The following is a 19,204-nucleotide window of genomic DNA, read 5'->3' on the forward strand; positions in this document are numbered from 1 at the left end:
TTCAAAGCCCCTCTCCGACACGGAGAGGGGTTTGGGGAGAGGTCAGTCCGGATTGGCTCAAACTGCAAAGCGCTATATGAAAGAATTACAGGAGATTGTTGCCGCATTTGCAAAAGCCAAAAATAGCGGCAAGACAGTAGCGATCGCCACCATTGTCAAAGTCAGTGGGTCTACCTATCGACGACCGGGCGCTCGAATGCTGATAATGCTGGAGGGTCAGAGAATCGGCTCGATTAGCGGCGGTTGTCTGGAGAATGACGTTTTTGAACGCGCTCAACAGGTCATCGCGTCTGGTCAACCCATGTTGGTGAACTACGATACGACCTCCGACAATGACATCGTCTGGGGTCTGGGACTCGGTTGCAAGGGAATGGTACAGGTGTTGATTGAACGCCTAACTCCAGAGAACGAGTTAAGTCCGATGACCTTTCTGGCAGAGTGTCTGCATCGTCGGCAAGTGGGAGTTCTAGCAACGATATTTCACATTGAAGGTCAAATCAAGGCACCAATCGGAACCCATTTAATGCTGCATCAAGATGGCATAATTTTCAGTAACCTCGAAGATGCAGATTTGAGTGCAGATATCCTCGAAGATGCCCGTGAAGTGCTTGATAAAAATTGCTCGCTTTTTAAAGCGTATCCCTTACTGGGAGGGAAAGCTGAAGTTTTTATCGAAGCGATTCAGCCACCTGTCTCGCTGGTCATTTTCGGAGCGGGTGACGATGCTATCCCGGTTGTACGCTTGGCGAAAGAATTGGGGTGGTACGTAACAGTCGTTGATAGCCGACCTGCCAATGCAAAATCAGAGCGATTTCCCAGCGCCGATGAAGTCATTTTGTCTCGCCCAGAAATCGTCAATGAAACCGTAGAAATTGATAACCGCACGGTAGCTGTCGTGATGACTCATAACTATCTGCACGACCTAGAAATCCTGAAAACACTCTTGCCTTCTCCCGTGCAATATTTAGGCATTCTTGGCCCCAAGAGAAGAACCGAACAGTTACTTCTTGAGCTAAAAGAACAAGGAATTCAGCTTACAGAAGCCCAACTTCACCGCTTGCATGGCCCTGTTGGACTGGATATTGGCGCTGACACACCGGAAGCGATCGCACTCTCAATTGTGGCGGAAATTCAAGCGGTTCTCGCCAATCGTTCGGGCGGGTTATTAAGAAAGCGCCAGGAACCAATCCACAACCGGAGTACCGGATGAATGCGCCTGTCGTCGGTTTGATAATTCTGGCAGCAGGAGCATCTACTCGCATGGGGACGCCAAAACAACTGCTGATGTATCAAGGGCGCAGCTTTCTCCGCCACACCGCAGAAGTTGCGATCGCTTCCCGCTGTCAACCCATCGTCGTCGTTCTGGGAGCGAATACAGAACAAATTAAGCCGGAAGTCAGCGAGTTACCCATCCAAATTGTCGAAAACCCACAGTGGGCGGAGGGGATGAGTTCTTCGATTCGGGTGGGTATTGAAGCACTAGATATTTTAAATCAGAACATAGAAGCCGTTGCGATCGCTCTTTGCGATCAGCCTTTCATCTCTTCCCTACTACTCAATCAAATCGTGGAAGCCTATCAGGTCACGCGCCGACCGATTATTGCTTCAGAGTATGCAGGAAGCTTAGGCGTACCCGCTTTGTTCAGCCACGCCTTGTTTCCAGAACTCATGAGCCTAAAAACGACCCAAGGCGCAAAACAAATCATCAAAAAATACTCACCCGAAGTCTTTCGCATCCCCTTTCCAGAGGGTGCTATCGACATTGATACGCCAAAAGATTACCAGAAATTTCAAGCGATCGCTGATGAGTATCTACAAAGCAGGACTGGTATTTAACAAATATAGCAATCCTAAATGAGTTGTAAACTTCTCTCTCTTCTTTTCTCTTTCTCTGTGTTCTCTGCGTCTTGGCGGTTCGTTTTTCCCCCAAATCACATAGGACTGATATATCAAGATGAAAGATGATGCATTTTTACTTTTTAAAGCATTTTCTCCATGAACACAGTACAAGGACTCGTATTGTATCGCTCAATAAAATAGAAGCCGAGCCGCTGATAAAGCTTCAGAGCTTGTGCTTGTTTTTGTTCATCAATCGTATCCAGCCTGACTTTCTTATAACCTATAATTCTGGCAAAATCTAAGAGCATCTGAGCCATTTTAGTCCCCAACCCTCGTCCTCGATAATCTTTAATAAACCACATTCTTTTTAGTTTGCAGATGTCGTCGCTCAAACGCCGAATTGCGCCACTGCCAACAACCCACTCCTCATCAATCAGCACCAAGAATGTGCCCTTATTGTCGAAGTAGTGCGATTGCACGTCATCTATATCAGACATGGCATCGTAATGCCTAATCACTTCTTCAGGAAGCTGCCATATTTCGTTGCAAACCGCGATGATTACGCGCTTGACTTCTTCAACTTGGTGTGATTTTATCGGTTTGATTTCTATCATCTTTTTGTCTGCTATTGCGTATAAACGGCACAGATTATAAGTTTGAGATCCTTAAAGTCGATGTGCAAGCGCTGAGTAAAGCCCCACCAAGTGTGAAGGCGGAAAACCGATTGCCAGTTAGAAAAAATGTCTATCTTAAGACGTATCCCCAAGCAAGTGACAAAACATTGTTCCCTGCGTAGACTGAGCGCAAGTCAATCAGGCAAACTTTAACAAAGAAATTAGCGATGAAGACACGACAGTTAGGACAAAGCGATCTCACCGTCTCGGCAATCGGTTTGGGTTGCATGGGAATGTCAGATTTTTACAGCAACCGCGATGATACTGAATCAATTGCCACTATTCATCGGGCGCTAGAATTGGGGCTAAATTTTCTCGACACGGCTGATATGTATGGGCCATTCAAGAACGAAGAATTAGTTGGACGAGCAATTAGCGATCGCCGCGACTCTGTGGTTCTCGCTACTAAATTCGGCATCGTTAGCAGCGAAGACCCTAACGTTCGCGGTATCAATGGCAAACCGGAGTATGTTCGCTCAGCCTGCGAAGCGAGTTTGCGTCGTCTGGGTGTAGAGACGATTGACCTCTACTACCAGCATCGAGTTGACCCAAATACTCCCATCGAAGAAACCGTCGGTGCGATGGCGCAACTGGTTCAAGAAGGCAAAGTCAGATATTTAGGACTCTCGGAAGCCGGATCGGAAACCTTGCGTCGTGCTTGCTCCGTACATCAAATTACCGCATTGCAGAGCGAGTATTCCCTGTGGAGCCGCGATCCAGAAGACGACATTCTTGCCACCTGTCGAGAGCTTAACATTGGCTTTGTTGCCTATAGCCCGCTCGGACGGGGCTTTTTGACCGGGCAGATCAAAAGCTTTGATGACTTGGCTGCTGATGATTACCGCCGCAACTCACCGCGTTTTCAGGGCGAGAACTTTCAGAAAAATCTGGAACTGGTACAACGGATTGGCGAAATTGCCCAAGAAAAAGGGTGCCGACCAGCGCAGCTGGCTCTTGCTTGGGTGCTGGCGCAGGGTGAAGACATCGTTCCGATTCCCGGAACTAAGCGGCGGCAATATCTGGAAGAAAATACCGCTGCGCTGGAAGTGAATCTGACGCCAGAAGATTTGCAGCGCATTGACGAAGTGGCCCCCAAAGGCGTCGCTAGCGGCGGACGTTATCCGGAATCGATGATGAGCATGGTAAACCGCTGACATTTTTGAGCGACGGTTTCTGCTACAAAGATGCTTGTGACAGGTCAAAGTTACTGCGTGCAATCCTGAAAACGGTTAATTCCGAGCCATCAGATTTTTTGTCCGCGCTAAAACTCCCTTCGTTCTACGAGGAAAACCATGAGATACAAGCTATTCGGAAAGAGTGGATTAAGAGTTTCCGAACTCTGCCTTGGCACAATGACTTTTGGTGAAGACTGGGGTTGGGGCGCATCTAAAGATGAAAGCCGCCAAATATTTGATGCCTTTGTGGAAGCAGGCGGTAACTTTATTGACACTGCCAACGGCTACACAGAGGGCACCAGCGAGAAAATGGTTGGTGAGTTCATTGCCTCAGAACGGGAACGCTTTGTCGTTGCTACCAAATACTCGTTTCCCTTGCACATGAGCGATCGCGCGGGCAACCCCAATGGCAGTGGCAATCATCGCAAGAACATGATGCAGTCGTTGGAAGGCAGTCTGAAACGCCTGAAAACTGACTACATTGACATATACTGGCTGCACGCTTGGGACTTTATGACGCCTGTAGAGGAAGTGATGCGTGCCTTCGATGACATGGTACGTTCTGGCAAGGTTCTCTACATTGGCATTTCTGACGCACCCGCCTGGATTATTTCCCAAGCAAACACGCTGGCGCAGTGTTACGGCTGGACGCCGTTTGTAGCGCTGCAAGTCGAGTACAGTTTGATTCAGCGGACGCCAGAACGGGATTTGTTACCGATGGCAAAGGCATTCGACTTGGCAATTACGCCGTGGTCGCCCTTGGGTGGCGGTGTGCTAACGGGCAAGTACAATCAGCGCACCCAGAGCAACAATAGCGAACAGGGGGGCGAACAGGGGCGAATCGGAACGATAGGGGGGAATATTTCCGAGCGGAATTTAGCGATCGCTGACGTTGTGTGTCAAGTTGCCGAAGAAATTGGGCACACGCCTTCACAGGTGGCGCTGGCTTGGCTAAGCGCTCAAAGCAGCGTCATCATCCCGATTATCGGTTCTCGGAAGGTCAGCCAGATCGAAGATAATCTGGCTTGCCTAGATGTCCATCTGACGCCAGAGCATTTGCAACGCCTCAATGAGGTGAGTCAGATCGATCTGGGCTTCCCCCATGACTTCCTGAGTAATGACACGATCCGCGATCGCCTTTATGGCGGCACATTCAACTTAATCGACAATCATCGCAGCTGAAACCAGGGTAAGGAATAAATCAATAAACCCATGCTATTTCCTGATAATTTCCAATGGCGATCTAATTCACCTTGCAGAATTTACGCTAAAGCCAGAGAATCAGGAATGCTTGGGGGAATTGGAGCGAGAATCTGTAATGTTAAGGTTGCAAAATCCAGAACGAAACGATTTTAAATCTCCCACAAAAATGTATCGCTTAAATAAGGTGAAGTTGCCATGAAAGTTAAATCTGCATATACAAGGCTTCTGGTTACTGATATTGAAGCTTGCTTTCTGTTCTACCGAGATGTAATGCAATTCAAGGTAAATGTAGAAGATTTCACGAGCGGATATGCTGAATTTGAAGCGGGAGATATGAAGCTGGCTTTATTCAGGCGCAAGGAAATGGCAGAGATGATAGGCAGCGACCATAAGCCCTCCAGTGCCGAATGTCAAGACAAAGTTGTATTAATTTTCACAGTACCTAACTTGGACGAAGCCTATCACGAATTAAGACATAAAGACATCGAATTTACTACAGATCCGATGACCAACCCATACTATGGAATGAAGACAGCCTATCTTCGAGATCCTGATGGCAATCTTATTGGTTTATATCAATTTTTAGACTGATATAAAAGAGCCAGTCTGGTTAGCGATTCCTAAGCTAATGATTGTGCGATCGCTATTTGTATTTTGGGCCTGCCGTCAGCATTACAAAAAAAGCGCTGCCCCTGGATAGCAGTTTATCTCAGCGTTCGGAAACCAAAGGCAAACCAGATTCCGCATCCCTCTTAGGTGCGGCTTGCTGACGGACACAGTGCCTTCGATACCTTTAAAGAACTCCTGACACAAGGCGGTGCAGGTTTAATCGAACCCATGTGAAATGAGCCAATATCCTGGCGTGCTACCGATCCGAGAAGAGGACTTTCCAGCGAATAATGTAGCTGAAGAGAGAAAATCGCAACTTTAATCTGGCGAACTGACTTTTTCCGCCCTTGTTGTCCCAGCGCTAACTATCGGTCTCCAAACCACCATTGCTCCCCTAAATCGAAATATAAAATTACAGTTTTCCATGTTCCGAAATCTGTAAATTGTTCCACAATTAAGGGAACCTCTATTAAGGAATTGTTATGGGCAAGGAAAAGGAAAAGGGTGGCAAAGAAGCCAAAAAGCCTAAAAAGGAATCTGACGGCACTAAGAAGCAGAAGAAAGATCCGAATAGACATGACGGACCACCAGGAGGGAAGTAAACCGAGCTAGACGAGTTCCGTCTTCATATGACCCGCCCCACTTGTAGGATACGGTTGGCATCCCGATCTAACCTCTCCCTAGCCCCTTTCCCTGCTAGGGAAGGGGCTAGGAAATTCGATTTGCCAAGCATGGCGTTTTAAGTTGATAGCCACGACCTCATTTGCTTACAACATAATCAAACCCAACCTCGCACCCAGAGTCACCGCCTCAGTTCGGCTGGAAGCGTTGAGCTTTTGAAAGATTGATGATACGTGAAACTTGACGGTATGCTCAGAAATGCTCAACTGCTTGGCAATGTTCTTGTTCCCCATTCCCAGCGCCAGCATCCCTAAGACCTCGATCTCCCGTGGTGTCAGCGCCTGAATCGGGGAAGCAGGGAGTCGGCGTGCGGAGGACTCTTTGAGAGGCAGCAGAGAATCCATAAAGTCTGGATGCAGCACCATCAGCCCCAGCGCTGCTGTCACCACAGTTGCGACAATTTCCTCAGCCGTTGCCGTTCGCGGTAAGATTGCCCGCACGCCGACTTGCAAAACCGACTCTAGCCAAGTGCTGTGGGGGTTGTTCGCTAAGATGACAAGTGCCGGAGATTCTGCACCAAGCGCGAGTAATTTCTCTTCAGCCGGATCGTCATCTGAGAAGGAATAATCCAGCAACACCACATCGGGTTGTCGTTCCTCAAGCAGCTGCACCAGAGTGTCTGTGCTAGAGGAACTACCGACGATTTCCAGCAACTCAGAGGTGCGGATGATGCTCTCCAACCCCGCACGCACGATGGGATTTTCGGCTGTCACCACGACCGAAATCACGCTGACTTCACCTCTGGAAAGGTTGGTTCGATAGTGTCTTGAGGAGCAGATGCGATCGCGTAGCACCGTCTCCCAGAACGCAGAAATTCCAACGCTAGGGGCTTTCCGGGTTCGGCATACTTGAGAATGCTCAGCAGATCATCCGGGGTTTGAAAAGATTCACCGCCCACACCTATTAGCACGTCGCCCATTTGAAGACCCACCGAGGCAGCTAAACTCCCCGGAGCAACTTCCAACACTAATAAGCCCAAAACACGCTGATTTTCTAACCGAAGCAGCACGGGACGGAGAGTGACACCCAGAGAGAGTGGGCGATCGCGTTTGAGAAACCGTTCGACTCTCTTACTGGGGATTGCCAACGCTAACCCATTGGCAATCATCGTGTTAATTGCGATCGCTCGCCCCCGTGCATCGGCAAGCAAACCCCCAGAATTTCCGGGTGCTAGCCGAATATCAGCCTTCACCCATCTTTGAGTGCTGAAGTCATCGGTGGCGTTAGTCGCGTGGATAATTCCCGTAGTGAGTGCGCCAACTAAACCTAGCGGATTTCCCACTGCCAGCACCAGTTCGCCGACTCTGAGGCTCTCCGAATCGCCTACCGTGACGGCGGGAAGGTCAGTTGCCTCAACCTGGAGTGCTGCTAAATCCTGTCTGGAGTCGATATCAGTGCGGATAGCCTCAATGACTCGTCCATCCCAAAGTTCCACAATCGCCCGGTCGAAAGGGGCGACATGAGCGTTGGTGATAATCAAACCTTGAGAATTCCAGATTACACCCGATCCGCCACCCCCGCGACTGCTGCGGACTTGTACGGTACAACGGCGTAGTTGTTCGGCGATTTGCGACAACTCCAGGGCAATCTCTGCACTTGCACCTGTATTTTCTAGAGTTGCGATCGCGAAGCGCTGACTTGTCAAGTTCACCATCTTAATCCTCCCTCGCCGGTCGTTCGCCAACGGTGAGTGTGATTTCCAGGGGCGCACCCCCTCGAATCAGCTGCACTTTCAAGCTTTTTCCGACGGTTTCCGCCCCCAACATCGCCTGCACGTTCTCTGTGTCGCTGACCGGATTGCCATCGATTGCGACTAACACATCGCCAATCAGCACCCCAGCTTTATCCGCAGGGCCATTCGGCTCAACGTTGACAACAATTACCCCACCATTAGAAGCCAGAGAAAGCGCCCTCTTCAGCGTATCCGGCAAGCGAACCGGCTGCATTCCCAAACCCAGGTAGCCTCGTGCAATCCGTCCTTTTGAAAGCAACTGATTGACTACCCGGTTCACCGTAGAGGCGGGAATGGTTAAAGCCATATTGCGAGGCCCGGAGGTATTCATGCCTGCAACTTTACCGGCTGCATCGACCATCGGCCCGCCGGAGAATCCGGAGTAGAGGGTTAAATCGAGACGCACAAATCGATCGATCGAACCACCGCTCATACTACGCCAAGCATCCCCAATCGCGCTCACCACACCCATAGAGGCACTGACGCCGTTCTCAGTCCCTCGTCCGAGTGCAAGTGCCAGATGACCGACCTTTAGCGTTGCCGCATCGCCAATTTCCGCAACCGGGAATTCGATGTTTTCTAGCTTTAGGACAGCGACATCGGTGCTAGCGTCACGCCCCAGGATGGTAACGGGGACTGTCCGACCATCGGGTAAGGTGACGGTGATTTCCTCTTCGCGCTTGATGGTTTCGTCAGAGGTGACGATGATACCGGGTCGCCAGTGGATACCGCTTGAGGAGGAATTCCGCCTTAGCCATCCTCTTCTCCCGTAGGAGGTTCGCCCATTGACTGCAACAACTGAGGCACCGACTCGCTCAACAGTATCGGCTAAATTGTTGGATAGAGCCAGCAAGGTGCTGGATATCTCCGATGAAGATTCCGATGAAGATAAAGACATTCCATTTCTCCAATGCGATCGCTTTTACGGGACAGCTGCCAATCCGGTTCGGTAAACTCCCTCAACCCCTCTCCATCTCTCCCTAACCCTCCTCGCGGGGGTAGAGAAGCGGGTTCGGGGGTGAGGTCTGCCCGATTTAAACCGAATTGCCACTTCCTGCTGATATCGTGCCGTTTTCAAAAGACGGGCGGCATCAGAGAAATGGGGAGAACTCACCCTAGAAAAATGGCTAGGGTTCCATGTATTCCTAATTACAAGTTAACTTTATGGGGGCTAACCCCTCTGGCAGAACTTCACCCGCCACGAAGGTAGTTCTTAAGAACGAGGTAAGCTGAGAGCGGTTTCTCCAACATAGACAGCAGGCAGGTCATGCAAAACGCAAAAAAAGTCTATGGAACCAACAGAAACCAATCCATCCCAAAAACTGGCAGACAAGAACTCCAAGCCAATTACTCAGGTACAACGAGATAGTGTAATTACCTCTGAAGACTTGCCTCCGAAGGCATTTCGCATCAGCCTGACGATAGCAACTCTGGCGATTGTGTTGCTGTTTTTTGGCTTTTACTTCGGCATCATTAATGTTTAGAGTATTGCTAGCAAGATGAGCTACTTTGCATTTCACCTTGTCTTTATCCTGCCACCAATCCTCTTTCTAGCATGGGTTCAACGCCAACCTCTAGCTGGTATCGGAGGACTGAGAGCGTGGTTAGGGCTACCCCTGATTGCGCTGATTGCCCTGATTTATACGACACCGTGGGACAATTACCTGGTTTGGCACGACGTATGGAACTATGGCACGGATCGGGTGGTGGGTACGATTGGCTACGTGCCCGTTGAGGAATATTTATTCTTCATCCTTCAGCCACTTCTAACAGGTCTGTGGCTGTACTGGTTGTTTCCTCTCACAACTGAGCCAGCACAGGAGGAGGATTCTCCTTGGCTGCGAGCATCTGGCATCGTTTTCTGGCTCGTTCTCAGCATTGCGGGAGCTTTTATGTTGCAGTCGGAGAAGACTGTGTACATGGGGCTAATTTTAGCTTGGGCATGCCCCATACTGGCGCTACAGTGGGGAGTTGGAGCAAAGCAACTCTGGGCGAGAAAAGATGCTTGGCTGATTGGCACTCTAATCCCCACAGTTTACCTGTGGATAGCCGACCGCATTGCCATCGGACAGGGCATTTGGAGCATTTCTGAGACCTATAGCATTGGATTTAAGCCGTTTGGGTTGCCGATTGAAGAGGCGACATTCTTTTTAATCACGAACCTGCTAGTGGTGCAAGGACTTTTACTGTTTCTATTGGTGGGGAAGATGCGATCGCTTCTACCACTAATCTCTTTCCCCATTCTCAATAATGGGCGACCAGAACTTCCAAAAGCTCTTGCTCAGGTAGAGTCTGGAAACGATACGGTTTGAGATGGTTGCCTCTATTTTCCACATCACCTTTTGGGAGTAAAACCGAGATGCCTATTAAGGAATTTTTAGAACAAATTTCTGACACGGTATGGGAAATTCCGGTTTCCTACAAGGAAGGGATGCGCGTTCCCGCCCGGATTTATGGGACAGAAAAGATAATTTCCGAATTAGATGAAGCGGTTTACGACCAAGTTACGAATGTAGCGACGCTGCCAGGAATCACCAAATATGCTATGTGTATGCCCGACGGACACTTTGGCTATGGTTTTCCCATTGGTGGCGTGGCGGCGATGGATGTGGAAAAGGGAGGCGTGATTTCCCCCGGCGGTATCGGTTTTGATATCAATTGCGGAATGCGTTTGATGGTTACAAACCTCACCTACCATGAAGTCAAACCCTATATCAAAAAGCTGGTAGATAGGCTCTACGAAAGGGTTCCTGCCGGAGTGGGAAGCAGCGGTTTTGTAAAATTATCGCGGAATGACTTTCGCAAAGTCGTCGAACAAGGCGCTCAGTGGTGCGTTAATAATGGCTATGGTTGGGAAGAAGATTTAGAATTGATTGAAGAAAACGGCTGCATTAAAGGTGCTGATTCTGCAAAGATTAGTGACAAGGCAATTGACCGGGGTTTCAATCAAATTGGAACTTTAGGATCTGGCAATCATTATTTAGAAATTCAAGTTGCTCGAAAGCAACATATTTTCGATCCAGAGTTAGCTAAGACGATGGGAATTACCATGCCAGATCAGGTGGTGGTGATGTTCCACTGTGGAAGTCGCGGATTTGGTCATCAGGTGGCAACCGACTATCTGCAAAGATTTTTAAAGGTAATGGATAGCAAGTATGGAATTAAAATACTTGACCGAGAATTAGCTTGTGCGCCCTTTGATTCTCCGGAAGGGCAAGCCTATTTTTCTGCGATGAAATGCGGCATTAATATGTCTTATGCCAATCGTCAAGTGATTCTGCATCGGATTCGCGAAGTATTTTCGGAAATCTTTGAACGTTCGGCGGAAGACTTGGGGATGCACATGGTTTATGATGTGGCACACAATACCGCCAAGCTAGAGAGTCATATTGTGGATGGGAAAAAGCGATCGCTCCTCGTCCATCGTAAAGGTGCAACTCGCGCTTTTGCACCAGGAATGGCAGATATTCCGGAACGCTACAAGAACATTGGTCAGCCAGTTATTATTGGCGGCAGTATGGAAACCGGATCTTATTTATTAGTCGGTGTACCCACTGGCGATCAGACTTTCTTCAGCACTGCACACGGAAGCGGACGCACAATGAGTCGTACCAAGGCGCGAAAAGCTTGGAAGGGAGAAACACTCCTGAAAGATATGCAGAAGAAGGGTATTTATGTCCGCAGTACCTCAATGTCTGGACTAGCAGAAGAAGCGGGTGCGGCTTACAAAGACATCGATGATGTGATTGAAGCGGCGGAGTTAGCGGGGATTAGCAAAAAGGTGGTGCGGTTAACACCGATTGGAAATATTAAAGGATGAAGCAAATTTAACATTTGCGCGATCGCCATCTCCTACTAAAATTCTGGCTTTTTAGGTTGCTCTAAAAATTCCAAATCTTTACAGAAACTAGGCTTACCTTTTTTGAAGTCACTAAGCTTGTATTTGTAGAGGGTTCCTTGTTTGGCAAACACTAAATTACCCAGAAAATCCCAAGTAGCCCAGTCAATAGAATCAAGAAGATCGGGATATTCATCTAACCTAAACTTGAAAGTATAGCCACGTTGCAAAAAACCTGTGTAATACATTCTTAATGTCGGATGCTCTCGACTCGGCTGCCAATACCAGCCGTCGTCATTTTCGCACTTGACCGTATACGTTTTGGAATTCTCAACTTTCACATTATTGCCGTAATTGTCTCCAGCTCTAGTCCATCCATCCCGCTCCAACCGGGGATATAGTACGCCTAAATCTTCTCCTCCAAACTGGGAATTCAACTGTCCTAATTTAAAAGGGATGCTGCCTTTTGGCTGTCCCAAACCATTCAATAACAGTTCTTTCTCATCTTTCCAATAGCCTCCTCCAAACCACGTTCCCATATTGTCTGCCTCCAAGTGGGTTTTTAACCGAGGCAACAGACAAACCCCGCTCCAGGTGTTGCCATTACGCCCCCCCATCGCCAAATAAACCATCCATTTTCCATCGAAAGATATATCGCATCTTTTTGGATATAACTTACCGTTAAACCAAGACCCATATTCTAGGCAATCGTCTTCTGTATTCCAACGAATGATGTGGAAAACTTTTGACGGCTTTCGTCTGATTACAGCGACGTAGGGCGAGCCTTTCGCTGGAAGTAAATGTATTCTCGCTGGAATTTCTTCAATCATCGCAGTGCAGTTCCATCAAAGGGATAGTTTATGCAGGTACGCACGCCATTAACAGTGATTACGGGGCCACTCGGAAGCGGAAAAACAACTTTGCTTCGTCACATTCTCGACTCTTTTCCTAAAAAGATTGCCATTTTGATGAATGAATTTGGCGAAATTGGTATTGATACTAAAATCATTCAAGGCAAAAATGTCCAAATGGCGGATCTCGGTGGTGGTTGCGTCTGCTGTTCGCTGTTAGGCGAGTTTGAAGCCGCTGTCAATGAAATCATTGATAGCGTTGACCCGGATAATATTGTGGTGGAGACAACAGGGGTTGCAGAACCAGATGCGCTGGTGTTCGACATTCAAGAAAGCTTAACTAAAGTGCGACTGGATGGAGTTGTCACGGTTATCGATGCCGATGCAATGGTGAAATATCCGTCTGTGGGACATACCACTAGGATACAAATTGAAGCAGCAGACACCCTCCTTTTGAACAAAGTTGATTTGGTTTCTGAAAGCGAGTTAAAGGCGATAGAAGATAAATTGCGCTCCTTCAACGAAGTCGCCTCAATTTTGCATACTAAGCGATGCCAAGTAGACCCAGATTTACTATTTGGTATTGGTCGAGAGCGAGTTCAACCGCAACCTCACCACGTTCACCAACTTGAATTTGAATCCTTTAGCACGACAAGTCCTGCGACTTTCGATCGCCAATGTTTTGGAGAATTTGCCGACTCACTTGGGACAGATGTTTACCGGGCGAAAGGTTTTGTACGATTTCCTGAAGGAAACTATCTATTTAATTTCGTGGCTGGACGTTGGGATCTGGAGCCATTTGAACAAGAGGGCACGGAGCTAGTTTTTATCGGCAAACAGGTAAGCGATCGCAAGGAAGAAATTATTAGTCAGTTAAAGACGTGTGAGCAATAGTCCTATGCCTTATGAGTTTCTTGAAGATGTTGCCACTGCTGATATTGCTTTTCACGCTTGGGGAAAGGATTTAGAGAAGCTTTTCATCGCGGCAGGTGATGCAACCCTTAACGTGATGATTGATAATCTGGATGCGATCGCGCTAACCGAGACGCGCACCTTCAGCTTGGAAAATGATGAATTGGATATGCTGCTGTTTAATTTCCTGCAAGAATTCATCTACTACAAAGACAGTGAGTTACTACTGCTGAGGGCGCAACAGGTTGAGATTGAGGAGAAAGATGGAGTGCATCAGCTAAGTGCGGTTACGAAGGGAGAAAAGCTCGATAGCGATCGCCATCAACAGCGAGTAGATGTCAAAGCGGTTACTTTACACCAGTTCCAATTGGAAAAAACCGATGACGGTTGGACAGCAATGGTGATCCTTGATATTTAGTGCGTATCTGCAAAAAGGCTTTGCAAATTGTAAATGCCGATGCGGATATTTTAAGATTGCAGCGAATATTGCGGTTCTCAATTGAGTGGAACATAGGTTGTTTGTAGGGGCGAATGAATTGCCTCTACTCTGTAGTTTCTCAAAGAATGACTAATTCTCCTTTAAGTCAGTGATATTCGATTTAAATACTCTGACCGGGGAAAATATTACCCAAGCTAAGTCTCTCTAGCCTACGGCACGCTACGCTAACGCCGACTCACCAAAAACCCAAGTTTGGAAACCTGCGAAAGTAGATTTCGTCTTTCGTCTGTATATCCATAACTTACAGGATACCCTTATCCTTCCAATCGCAGTGGGTATTTATAAACATCCTTTCAAGAGGAAATTTTTCCTATAATGCACAATTTTATAGAACCGCTGGGTAACTGGAATCCCCAACTGTTGCGGGAACTCAAAGGACGTCTTAAACCTCGCAACATTCTGTTGGCAAGTGTTATCTCTGTGCTGGGTCAATTTGGAATATTCATGTATTTTCAAACCCAGCTGCCGAATCCTATTAACCGAATCGCGGATATCTACAATAAATATTGCACAGGCAAGCCCCTTCCTAATAGTAAAGAACCGCTATGTCTGTTGGATGGATTGGGCAATTTGGTTATCAACTCGCAATTATGGTCATTAGACCGATTTATATCCCTGAGCATTATTGGCATCTTAATCCTGTTACTAGCAGGAACCTATTTGCTAATTAGCGATTTGGCTACTGAAAAACGTCGCGGCACCCTAAATTTTACTCGGCTCAGCCCTCACTCTACTGCGGGTATTTTGACGGGAAAACTGCTGGGGGTTCCGATTTTGATTTATCTGGTAGCTGTCGTTGCAGTTCCTTTCCATTTGTGGGCTGGACTCGCCGCCAAAATTTCTTTGGGACAACTATTGAGTTTCTATGGGGTTCTCGTTGGTAGCTGTATTTTCTTTTACAGTGCTGCGTTGTTATATGGCATTGTCAGTTCTTGGCTGGGCGGTTTTCAAGGTTGGTTAGGCAGTGGTACGGTTCTGGCTTTACTAATGCTAACTAAGGGGATAAGTACGACCAGTTACTATAATTCAACGACTTGGCTGAAGCTGCTTAACCCCTTTTGCCTAATCCCACATTTGTCTGCTAGTTCTTTTAATGAATCTTTTGCCACAGGGTTAGAAGGGTTTAAGTGGTTTAGCTTACCATTGGGTGACAGTGTTTTAACTGCCGTAGGCTTTGTGCTGTTAAACTACAGCATTTTGATTTGGTTTATTTGGCAAGCTTGGCAGCGTTGTTTTCGTAATCCCAATGCCACTATGTTAAGTAAGCAGCAGAGTTATTTATTAACTGCTTGCTTTACAGTTTTGACTCTAGGATGTGCCAATTACAACTCCATAGAAAATCGTAGCGTTTACGCTGCGCCGCTGTTAGAAAACCTCTTGGCACTATCGTTGTTGAATCTGTTGCTATACCTCTGTTTAATTGCTGCTGTGACGCCTCATCGCCAAACTCTACAGGATTGGGTAAGCGCTCGACCCAAGAGGGGTTCTAATAGCAAGAGATTCGCTGATAGCTCGTTGGTAAAGGATTTAATTTGGGGTGAAAAAAGTCCAGCGGTAGTAGCGATCGCGCTGAATGTAGTGATTGCGATCATCCCCTTGGCTTTATTTATTTTACTGTCCCCTGCACAATCGGCTACTGGTATAAATGCTGCTGTAAAAGTAAATGAGAGCAGAACTGGGGCGTTGTTTGGTCTTACTTTAGTGGCTAGCTTAATCCTAATTTACGCAAGCATAGCCCAACTGCGATTATTCATGCGAACTCAGCAACGGACGCTCTGAGCAGCGGGAACGCTAGGGGCACTAATTGTATTGCCACCAACTATTTTTGCGGTACTGAGAATTCACCATTTCGATCCCTTGGTGGTGCTGTCGCTGTCTATTGTCTCTCCTTTCGCTCTCTTACTAGGCTCGGAGAAAATTTTTCTGCTAATTCCAGGTCTGGGACGAATACTGGTATTTTTGAACCTGCAACTGACACGCCAGTTGCGGCAAGCAGGCAAGCAAATCAAAGGCTCCAGCCACGTCAGCTCGTAGTGAGAAACGCGCGATCGCGATCGCCATCAACAGCGAGTAGATGTCAAAAAATAACTAGAAGTAAATGGGGAGCAACCCTTTACTGTTTCGGATACTCCATCCAAACAGCATGTGTGGGGATTATATCCCTGTGAACCATTCTGTTATAGAAGAAAGGCATAACCCCATTAGGTATTTTAAACTCCCTTGTAAGTTCTTGATTCAAAGGCAAAAATCCAGCATTTATTGCAGTGAAAACTCCGCATCCTGGATTTATGACTTCTGTTTTTAAATTATAATCAGGATGCAATTCAAACCCAGCATGAATTATTGCTTCCGGATTTTTTTTACGAATATCCTTTACTAAATCATGTAGCAGATAAGTTGCTATGCCCTTAGGTTTTTTAACACTTTTGTTTGCTAGCATAAATTCAGGACAAAATGAATTAGAATAGCTATCTCTGTTACTAAATACAGCAGCAACAATTTTGTTTCCGTTAGCAACAATCCTAAAGTTGTAATCGAAATTTTCCGTCTCAAGATTTTTGTTCACATCATCTTGAACTAAGCTTTTAAAATTAGTTGTTTTCTTGAAACGATCTGCAAATACTTTTATAGAAGATTTTCTAAATGCCAAGATTAACTGATTTTTGTCTTCATCTTTTAGGCTGACAAAATTCCTAGGAGTAAAAATTATGTAGCCCTCGCGTTCTAGTTCATGTTTTAATTCTGGAACTCCTTTATATCTGTCAGGTTGCTGTAAATGCTCTGTTTGTTTTAAAACCCTATGATTAAGATTAGATAACTCTTTATTTTCACCAAGAAGATATAGAGTTATTATATTTGTATCTGAATCAAGTTGTAAAACCTTTGCTAAACTGTAGCCCTGATCGATAGCTTGTTTAAGCAGGTTATTAAAATTTAGATTTCCAGTTATTATAAGATCCAAATAAAGTCCAGCATAACCTCCTCCTATTGCAAACGTATTTATAGGAATAAACCCTAATTCTTTAATATTTTTAAAGAAATCATATTTATTTAAATTAATTTCTAAACTTAAATCATTTACTGATTTAATTGTTAAATTAACTCTAGGTATGAGTATTTTATTACAGGGAGATACTAAGATATCTAAACCTTCATTAATTAAGCCAATTTCTCTAACCTCCCCTAAATAAGTAGATAGCCTGTTTTTTACTTTTCTCATGAAATTATAATTTTTTATACCATTTTGCATTACTGCTGATTCAGGCTGTTTTGCTTCTCCATCCAAATTCCATAAATTTTCTCTATTGCTGATGTCATTTGATCCAAGCATAGTCCTACAATGTTTTTGGATTTTTTCCCAATATATTTCCCCCAATATAATACTATGCGCCCAAATCACCTTACTGAATATGGATATACTCACTCTTGACCAATTTGGTCGTCTTCTCATTCCCAACGAGATACGAGAACAACTCGGATTGACCAGCACCACGCAGTTCACTTTAGCCGTTCAAGACGGTAAGCTGATTCTGGAGCCTTTGCCCCAAGAGTCAAAAGTTTATCATTCAGGCACGTCATTAGTCGTTGATCAGAGCCAACAGGTAATTTAGAGACGGCACTGGAAGAAGTATGGGAAGAACGAATCAGGGAATTTATTACCAGCAGTGAGAACCCTGTTTGATACCAGGAGTCCTATATATTGTGATGGCTCGACTTGTGCAAGTGCCGCAGTAGCGCAGTACACTTTTCAAGCCGTGATGTCTATCAAAAACCTGGGTTCGACTGCCCTGCCTAGCTAAGATACAAGCAGAAAGTTACTACTGTGAATCGTTATGGTACAGTACAACCCGTTTCAGCATCTTCCCACCGCTGAAGAGCTACCTGAAACTGACCATAAACCTGTGGATAGCGAACTGCAAATTCTCGTCCCCAGCTTATTAGGAGATATCTTAGCTTGGCTCTGGCAGAACCGTACCTACTGGTTTTGGGGCATCAACATGGGGGTTTATTATGACCCTGGAAAATCTGCAATTGTCCCTGATGGATTCTTAAGCTTGGAAGTTGAACGATTAACCCGTGCTGGGGGACGGTTGAGTTATGTTATCTGGCAAGAAGACAAGGTTCCTCTTCTGGCACTTGAGTATGTCTCTAAAACTTACGGTCAAGAGTACGACACCAAGAAAAATGAGTATGCCAGTATTGGCGTGTCGTACTATGCGATCTACAACCCGGAGTACCATAGGCGTGACAAGCACAATCCCTTTGAGGTTTATCGCTTGGTGGATGGGCAGTATGTGCTGCAATCGGGCGAGCCAGTGTGGATACCTGAGATTGGCTTAGGAATTGGTAGGGCGCAGGGTAGTTATCGGGCTTGGACGCGGGAGTGGCTGTACTGGTACGACGAGAATGGCAATCGACTTATTCCACCAGAGGAAATAATTAGGCAGGAGCGTCAACGGGCAGAGCGTTTGGCAGAGCGACTGCGGCAGATGGGAGTTGACCCCGATACTCTGTAGAAATGCGATAAGCGTGACGGTATGCTTCGCTAACGCACGGTAGTAATTCATCAGTGCGATCGCATCTTGAGCTACTCAAGTTCAAGTTTGGCGATCGCGTTTTTCTCAATTTCAGCTTGGGTTGTGGAAGCGATCGCTTCAAATTTCCTCCTCCCTCTCGCTATTACCTATCTGCTGAACCCTTATCGATAGTTTCCCAAAATACATCATTCTTTATACAGAGAAATTAATCGCAAACAAATTTCTCTGATATTTAGACAATACTCATTCACTATTTTTAGGCTAAATATTCTATCCCCCCTACCCCCTTCTACCTTTAACAACCTGAGGTACTGTAGTCTTAAAAACTAAAAGTTGGGGGGATTGCTTTTTTTTGCAGACGCTTCGTAAAAAAAATACTTCAGAGATTTAGTCAATACTCATTCAACATTTTCAGGCTAAATATTCTATCCCCCCTACCCCCTTCTACTCTGAATAGGATGATGTGCGGTAGACAAAGAATTTGGGGATCGGGGGGGATTAGTGATTACGAATAAGTTGCTGAAATGGGATAAGTTTTACTAGACCTCTTGCAAAAGTCGTCGCTGGGGTAATATGGGGTCTAAAATTAGGCGATTGCTAGCTGCCGGTCATAAGTTTTACTCATCTTACCTTTGACTGAGCCGAAGTTCATA

21 protein-coding genes are annotated in these 19,204 nt (G+C 46.3%); 15 read left to right on the forward strand and 6 right to left on the reverse strand.

All coding sequences use genetic code 11. From position 1 onward, the window contains the following. Positions 1 to 76 precede the first annotated feature (76 nt). Both NC994_RS07900 and NC994_RS07905 read left to right on the forward strand, forming a co-directional pair. A complete protein-coding gene (locus tag NC994_RS07900) occupies positions 77 to 1,210 on the forward strand; it encodes an XdhC/CoxI family protein (RefSeq protein ID WP_190432562.1) in 1,134 nt (377 codons plus the stop codon). Beyond that, positions 1,207 to 1,836, forward strand: a complete 630-nt coding sequence (locus NC994_RS07905) for a nucleotidyltransferase family protein (RefSeq protein WP_190432564.1) — start codon at positions 1,207 to 1,209, stop codon at positions 1,834 to 1,836. Before NC994_RS07900 ends, NC994_RS07905 begins: the two co-directional genes overlap by 4 nt. A 143-nt stretch (positions 1,837 to 1,979) precedes the next feature. On the opposite strand, the gene NC994_RS07910 is transcribed toward NC994_RS07905, so the two are convergent. Next, a complete protein-coding gene (locus NC994_RS07910) occupies positions 1,980 to 2,453 on the reverse strand; it encodes a GNAT family N-acetyltransferase (RefSeq protein ID WP_190432566.1) in 474 nt (157 codons plus the stop codon). Positions 2,454 to 2,680: 227 nt separating this feature from the next. Between NC994_RS07910 and NC994_RS07915 the strand changes: the two genes are divergently transcribed. The 3 genes from NC994_RS07915 to NC994_RS07925 all read left to right on the forward strand — a co-directional run bounded on the left by NC994_RS07915 (position 2,681) and on the right by NC994_RS07925 (position 5,482). Then, a complete protein-coding gene (locus NC994_RS07915; protein ID WP_190411573.1) occupies positions 2,681 to 3,667 on the forward strand; it encodes an aldo/keto reductase in 987 nt (328 codons plus the stop codon). A gap of 138 nt (positions 3,668 to 3,805) precedes the next feature. Continuing rightward, positions 3,806 to 4,870: an aldo/keto reductase gene (locus NC994_RS07920; protein WP_190432568.1), complete on the forward strand. Its 1,065-nt coding sequence runs from the start codon at positions 3,806 to 3,808 to the stop codon at positions 4,868 to 4,870. A gap of 216 nt (positions 4,871 to 5,086) precedes the next feature. After that, the gene (locus NC994_RS07925) at positions 5,087 to 5,482 is read left to right on the forward strand and encodes a VOC family protein (protein ID WP_190432570.1); all 396 of its coding nucleotides are present in this window, start codon (positions 5,087 to 5,089) and stop codon (positions 5,480 to 5,482) included. Positions 5,483 to 6,267: 785 nt separating this feature from the next. Here NC994_RS07925 and NC994_RS07930 read toward each other — a convergent pair. From NC994_RS07930 to NC994_RS07940, 3 genes are read right to left on the reverse strand one after another with little or no spacing between them, the layout of a single operon-like run. Further along, entirely contained in the window at positions 6,268 to 6,909 is a 642-nt protein-coding gene (locus NC994_RS07930) for a response regulator transcription factor (protein WP_190432572.1), read from the reverse strand. Beyond that, positions 6,906 to 7,835 (reverse strand): trypsin-like peptidase domain-containing protein, encoded by a 930-nt coding sequence (locus NC994_RS07935; protein WP_190432574.1) that lies wholly within the window; start codon positions 7,833 to 7,835, stop codon positions 6,906 to 6,908. Before NC994_RS07935 ends, NC994_RS07930 begins: the two co-directional genes overlap by 4 nt. 1 nt (position 7,836) lies before the next feature. Continuing rightward, entirely contained in the window at positions 7,837 to 8,811 is a 975-nt protein-coding gene (locus NC994_RS07940) for a trypsin-like peptidase domain-containing protein (protein ID WP_190432576.1), read from the reverse strand. A 391-nt stretch (positions 8,812 to 9,202) separates the two neighbouring features. Here NC994_RS07940 and NC994_RS07945 point away from each other — a divergent pair, with 391 nt between their 5' ends. From NC994_RS07945 to NC994_RS07955, 3 genes are read left to right on the forward strand one after another with little or no spacing between them, the layout of a single operon-like run. After that, positions 9,203 to 9,397, forward strand: a complete 195-nt coding sequence (locus tag NC994_RS07945) for a hypothetical protein (RefSeq protein WP_190411566.1) — start codon at positions 9,203 to 9,205, stop codon at positions 9,395 to 9,397. 15 nt (positions 9,398 to 9,412) lie between these two features. Next, positions 9,413 to 10,225 carry a lycopene cyclase domain-containing protein gene (locus NC994_RS07950; protein ID WP_190432578.1) on the forward strand — a complete coding sequence of 271 codons (813 nt, stop codon included), beginning with the start codon at positions 9,413 to 9,415 and terminating at the stop codon, positions 10,223 to 10,225. Between the two features lie 47 nt (positions 10,226 to 10,272). Beyond that, a complete protein-coding gene (locus NC994_RS07955) occupies positions 10,273 to 11,733 on the forward strand; it encodes an RtcB family protein (protein ID WP_190432580.1) in 1,461 nt (486 codons plus the stop codon). 35 nt (positions 11,734 to 11,768) lie between these two features. On the opposite strand, the gene NC994_RS07960 is transcribed toward NC994_RS07955, so the two are convergent. Then, positions 11,769 to 12,581 carry a hypothetical protein gene (locus NC994_RS07960; RefSeq protein WP_190432582.1) on the reverse strand — a complete coding sequence of 271 codons (813 nt, stop codon included), beginning with the start codon at positions 12,579 to 12,581 and terminating at the stop codon, positions 11,769 to 11,771. A 30-nt stretch (positions 12,582 to 12,611) separates the two neighbouring features. Between NC994_RS07960 and NC994_RS07965 the strand changes: the two genes are divergently transcribed. From NC994_RS07965 to NC994_RS07980, 4 genes are all read left to right on the forward strand, one after another. Further along, positions 12,612 to 13,496: a GTP-binding protein gene (locus NC994_RS07965; protein WP_190432584.1), complete on the forward strand. Its 885-nt coding sequence runs from the start codon at positions 12,612 to 12,614 to the stop codon at positions 13,494 to 13,496. A gap of 4 nt (positions 13,497 to 13,500) precedes the next feature. Beyond that, on the forward strand, positions 13,501 to 13,932 hold the full coding sequence (locus NC994_RS07970; RefSeq protein WP_190432587.1) for an archease: 432 nt from the start codon (positions 13,501 to 13,503) through the stop codon (positions 13,930 to 13,932). Positions 13,933 to 14,328: 396 nt separating this feature from the next. Then, positions 14,329 to 15,792, forward strand: a complete 1,464-nt coding sequence (locus NC994_RS07975; protein WP_199299436.1) for an ABC transporter permease — start codon at positions 14,329 to 14,331, stop codon at positions 15,790 to 15,792. Between the two features lie 30 nt (positions 15,793 to 15,822). Further along, a complete protein-coding gene (locus tag NC994_RS07980; RefSeq protein WP_199299437.1) occupies positions 15,823 to 16,047 on the forward strand; it encodes a hypothetical protein in 225 nt (74 codons plus the stop codon). A 79-nt stretch (positions 16,048 to 16,126) separates the two neighbouring features. Here NC994_RS07980 and NC994_RS07985 read toward each other — a convergent pair whose 3' ends face one another. Next, positions 16,127 to 17,344, reverse strand: a complete 1,218-nt coding sequence (locus NC994_RS07985) for a hypothetical protein (RefSeq protein WP_190432590.1) — start codon at positions 17,342 to 17,344, stop codon at positions 16,127 to 16,129. Between the two features lie 79 nt (positions 17,345 to 17,423). Between NC994_RS07985 and NC994_RS07990 the strand changes: the two genes are divergently transcribed. From NC994_RS07990 to NC994_RS08000, 3 genes are all read left to right on the forward strand, one after another. Continuing rightward, complete coding sequence (locus NC994_RS07990) at positions 17,424 to 17,624, forward strand: AbrB/MazE/SpoVT family DNA-binding domain-containing protein (protein ID WP_190432592.1); 201 nt, start codon at positions 17,424 to 17,426, stop codon at positions 17,622 to 17,624. A 222-nt stretch (positions 17,625 to 17,846) separates the two neighbouring features. Further along, a complete protein-coding gene (locus tag NC994_RS07995) occupies positions 17,847 to 18,530 on the forward strand; it encodes a Uma2 family endonuclease (protein WP_190432594.1) in 684 nt (227 codons plus the stop codon). Between the two features lie 66 nt (positions 18,531 to 18,596). Further along, positions 18,597 to 18,722 (forward strand): hypothetical protein, encoded by a 126-nt coding sequence (locus tag NC994_RS08000; RefSeq protein ID WP_348225577.1) that lies wholly within the window; start codon positions 18,597 to 18,599, stop codon positions 18,720 to 18,722. Positions 18,723 to 19,204: the final 482 nt, after the last annotated feature.

The sequence above is a fragment of the Trichocoleus sp. AS-A1 genome, assembly GCF_039962015.1.
In the GTDB taxonomy this organism is placed as follows: domain Bacteria; phylum Cyanobacteriota; class Cyanobacteriia; order Cyanobacteriales; family FACHB-T130; genus FACHB-T130.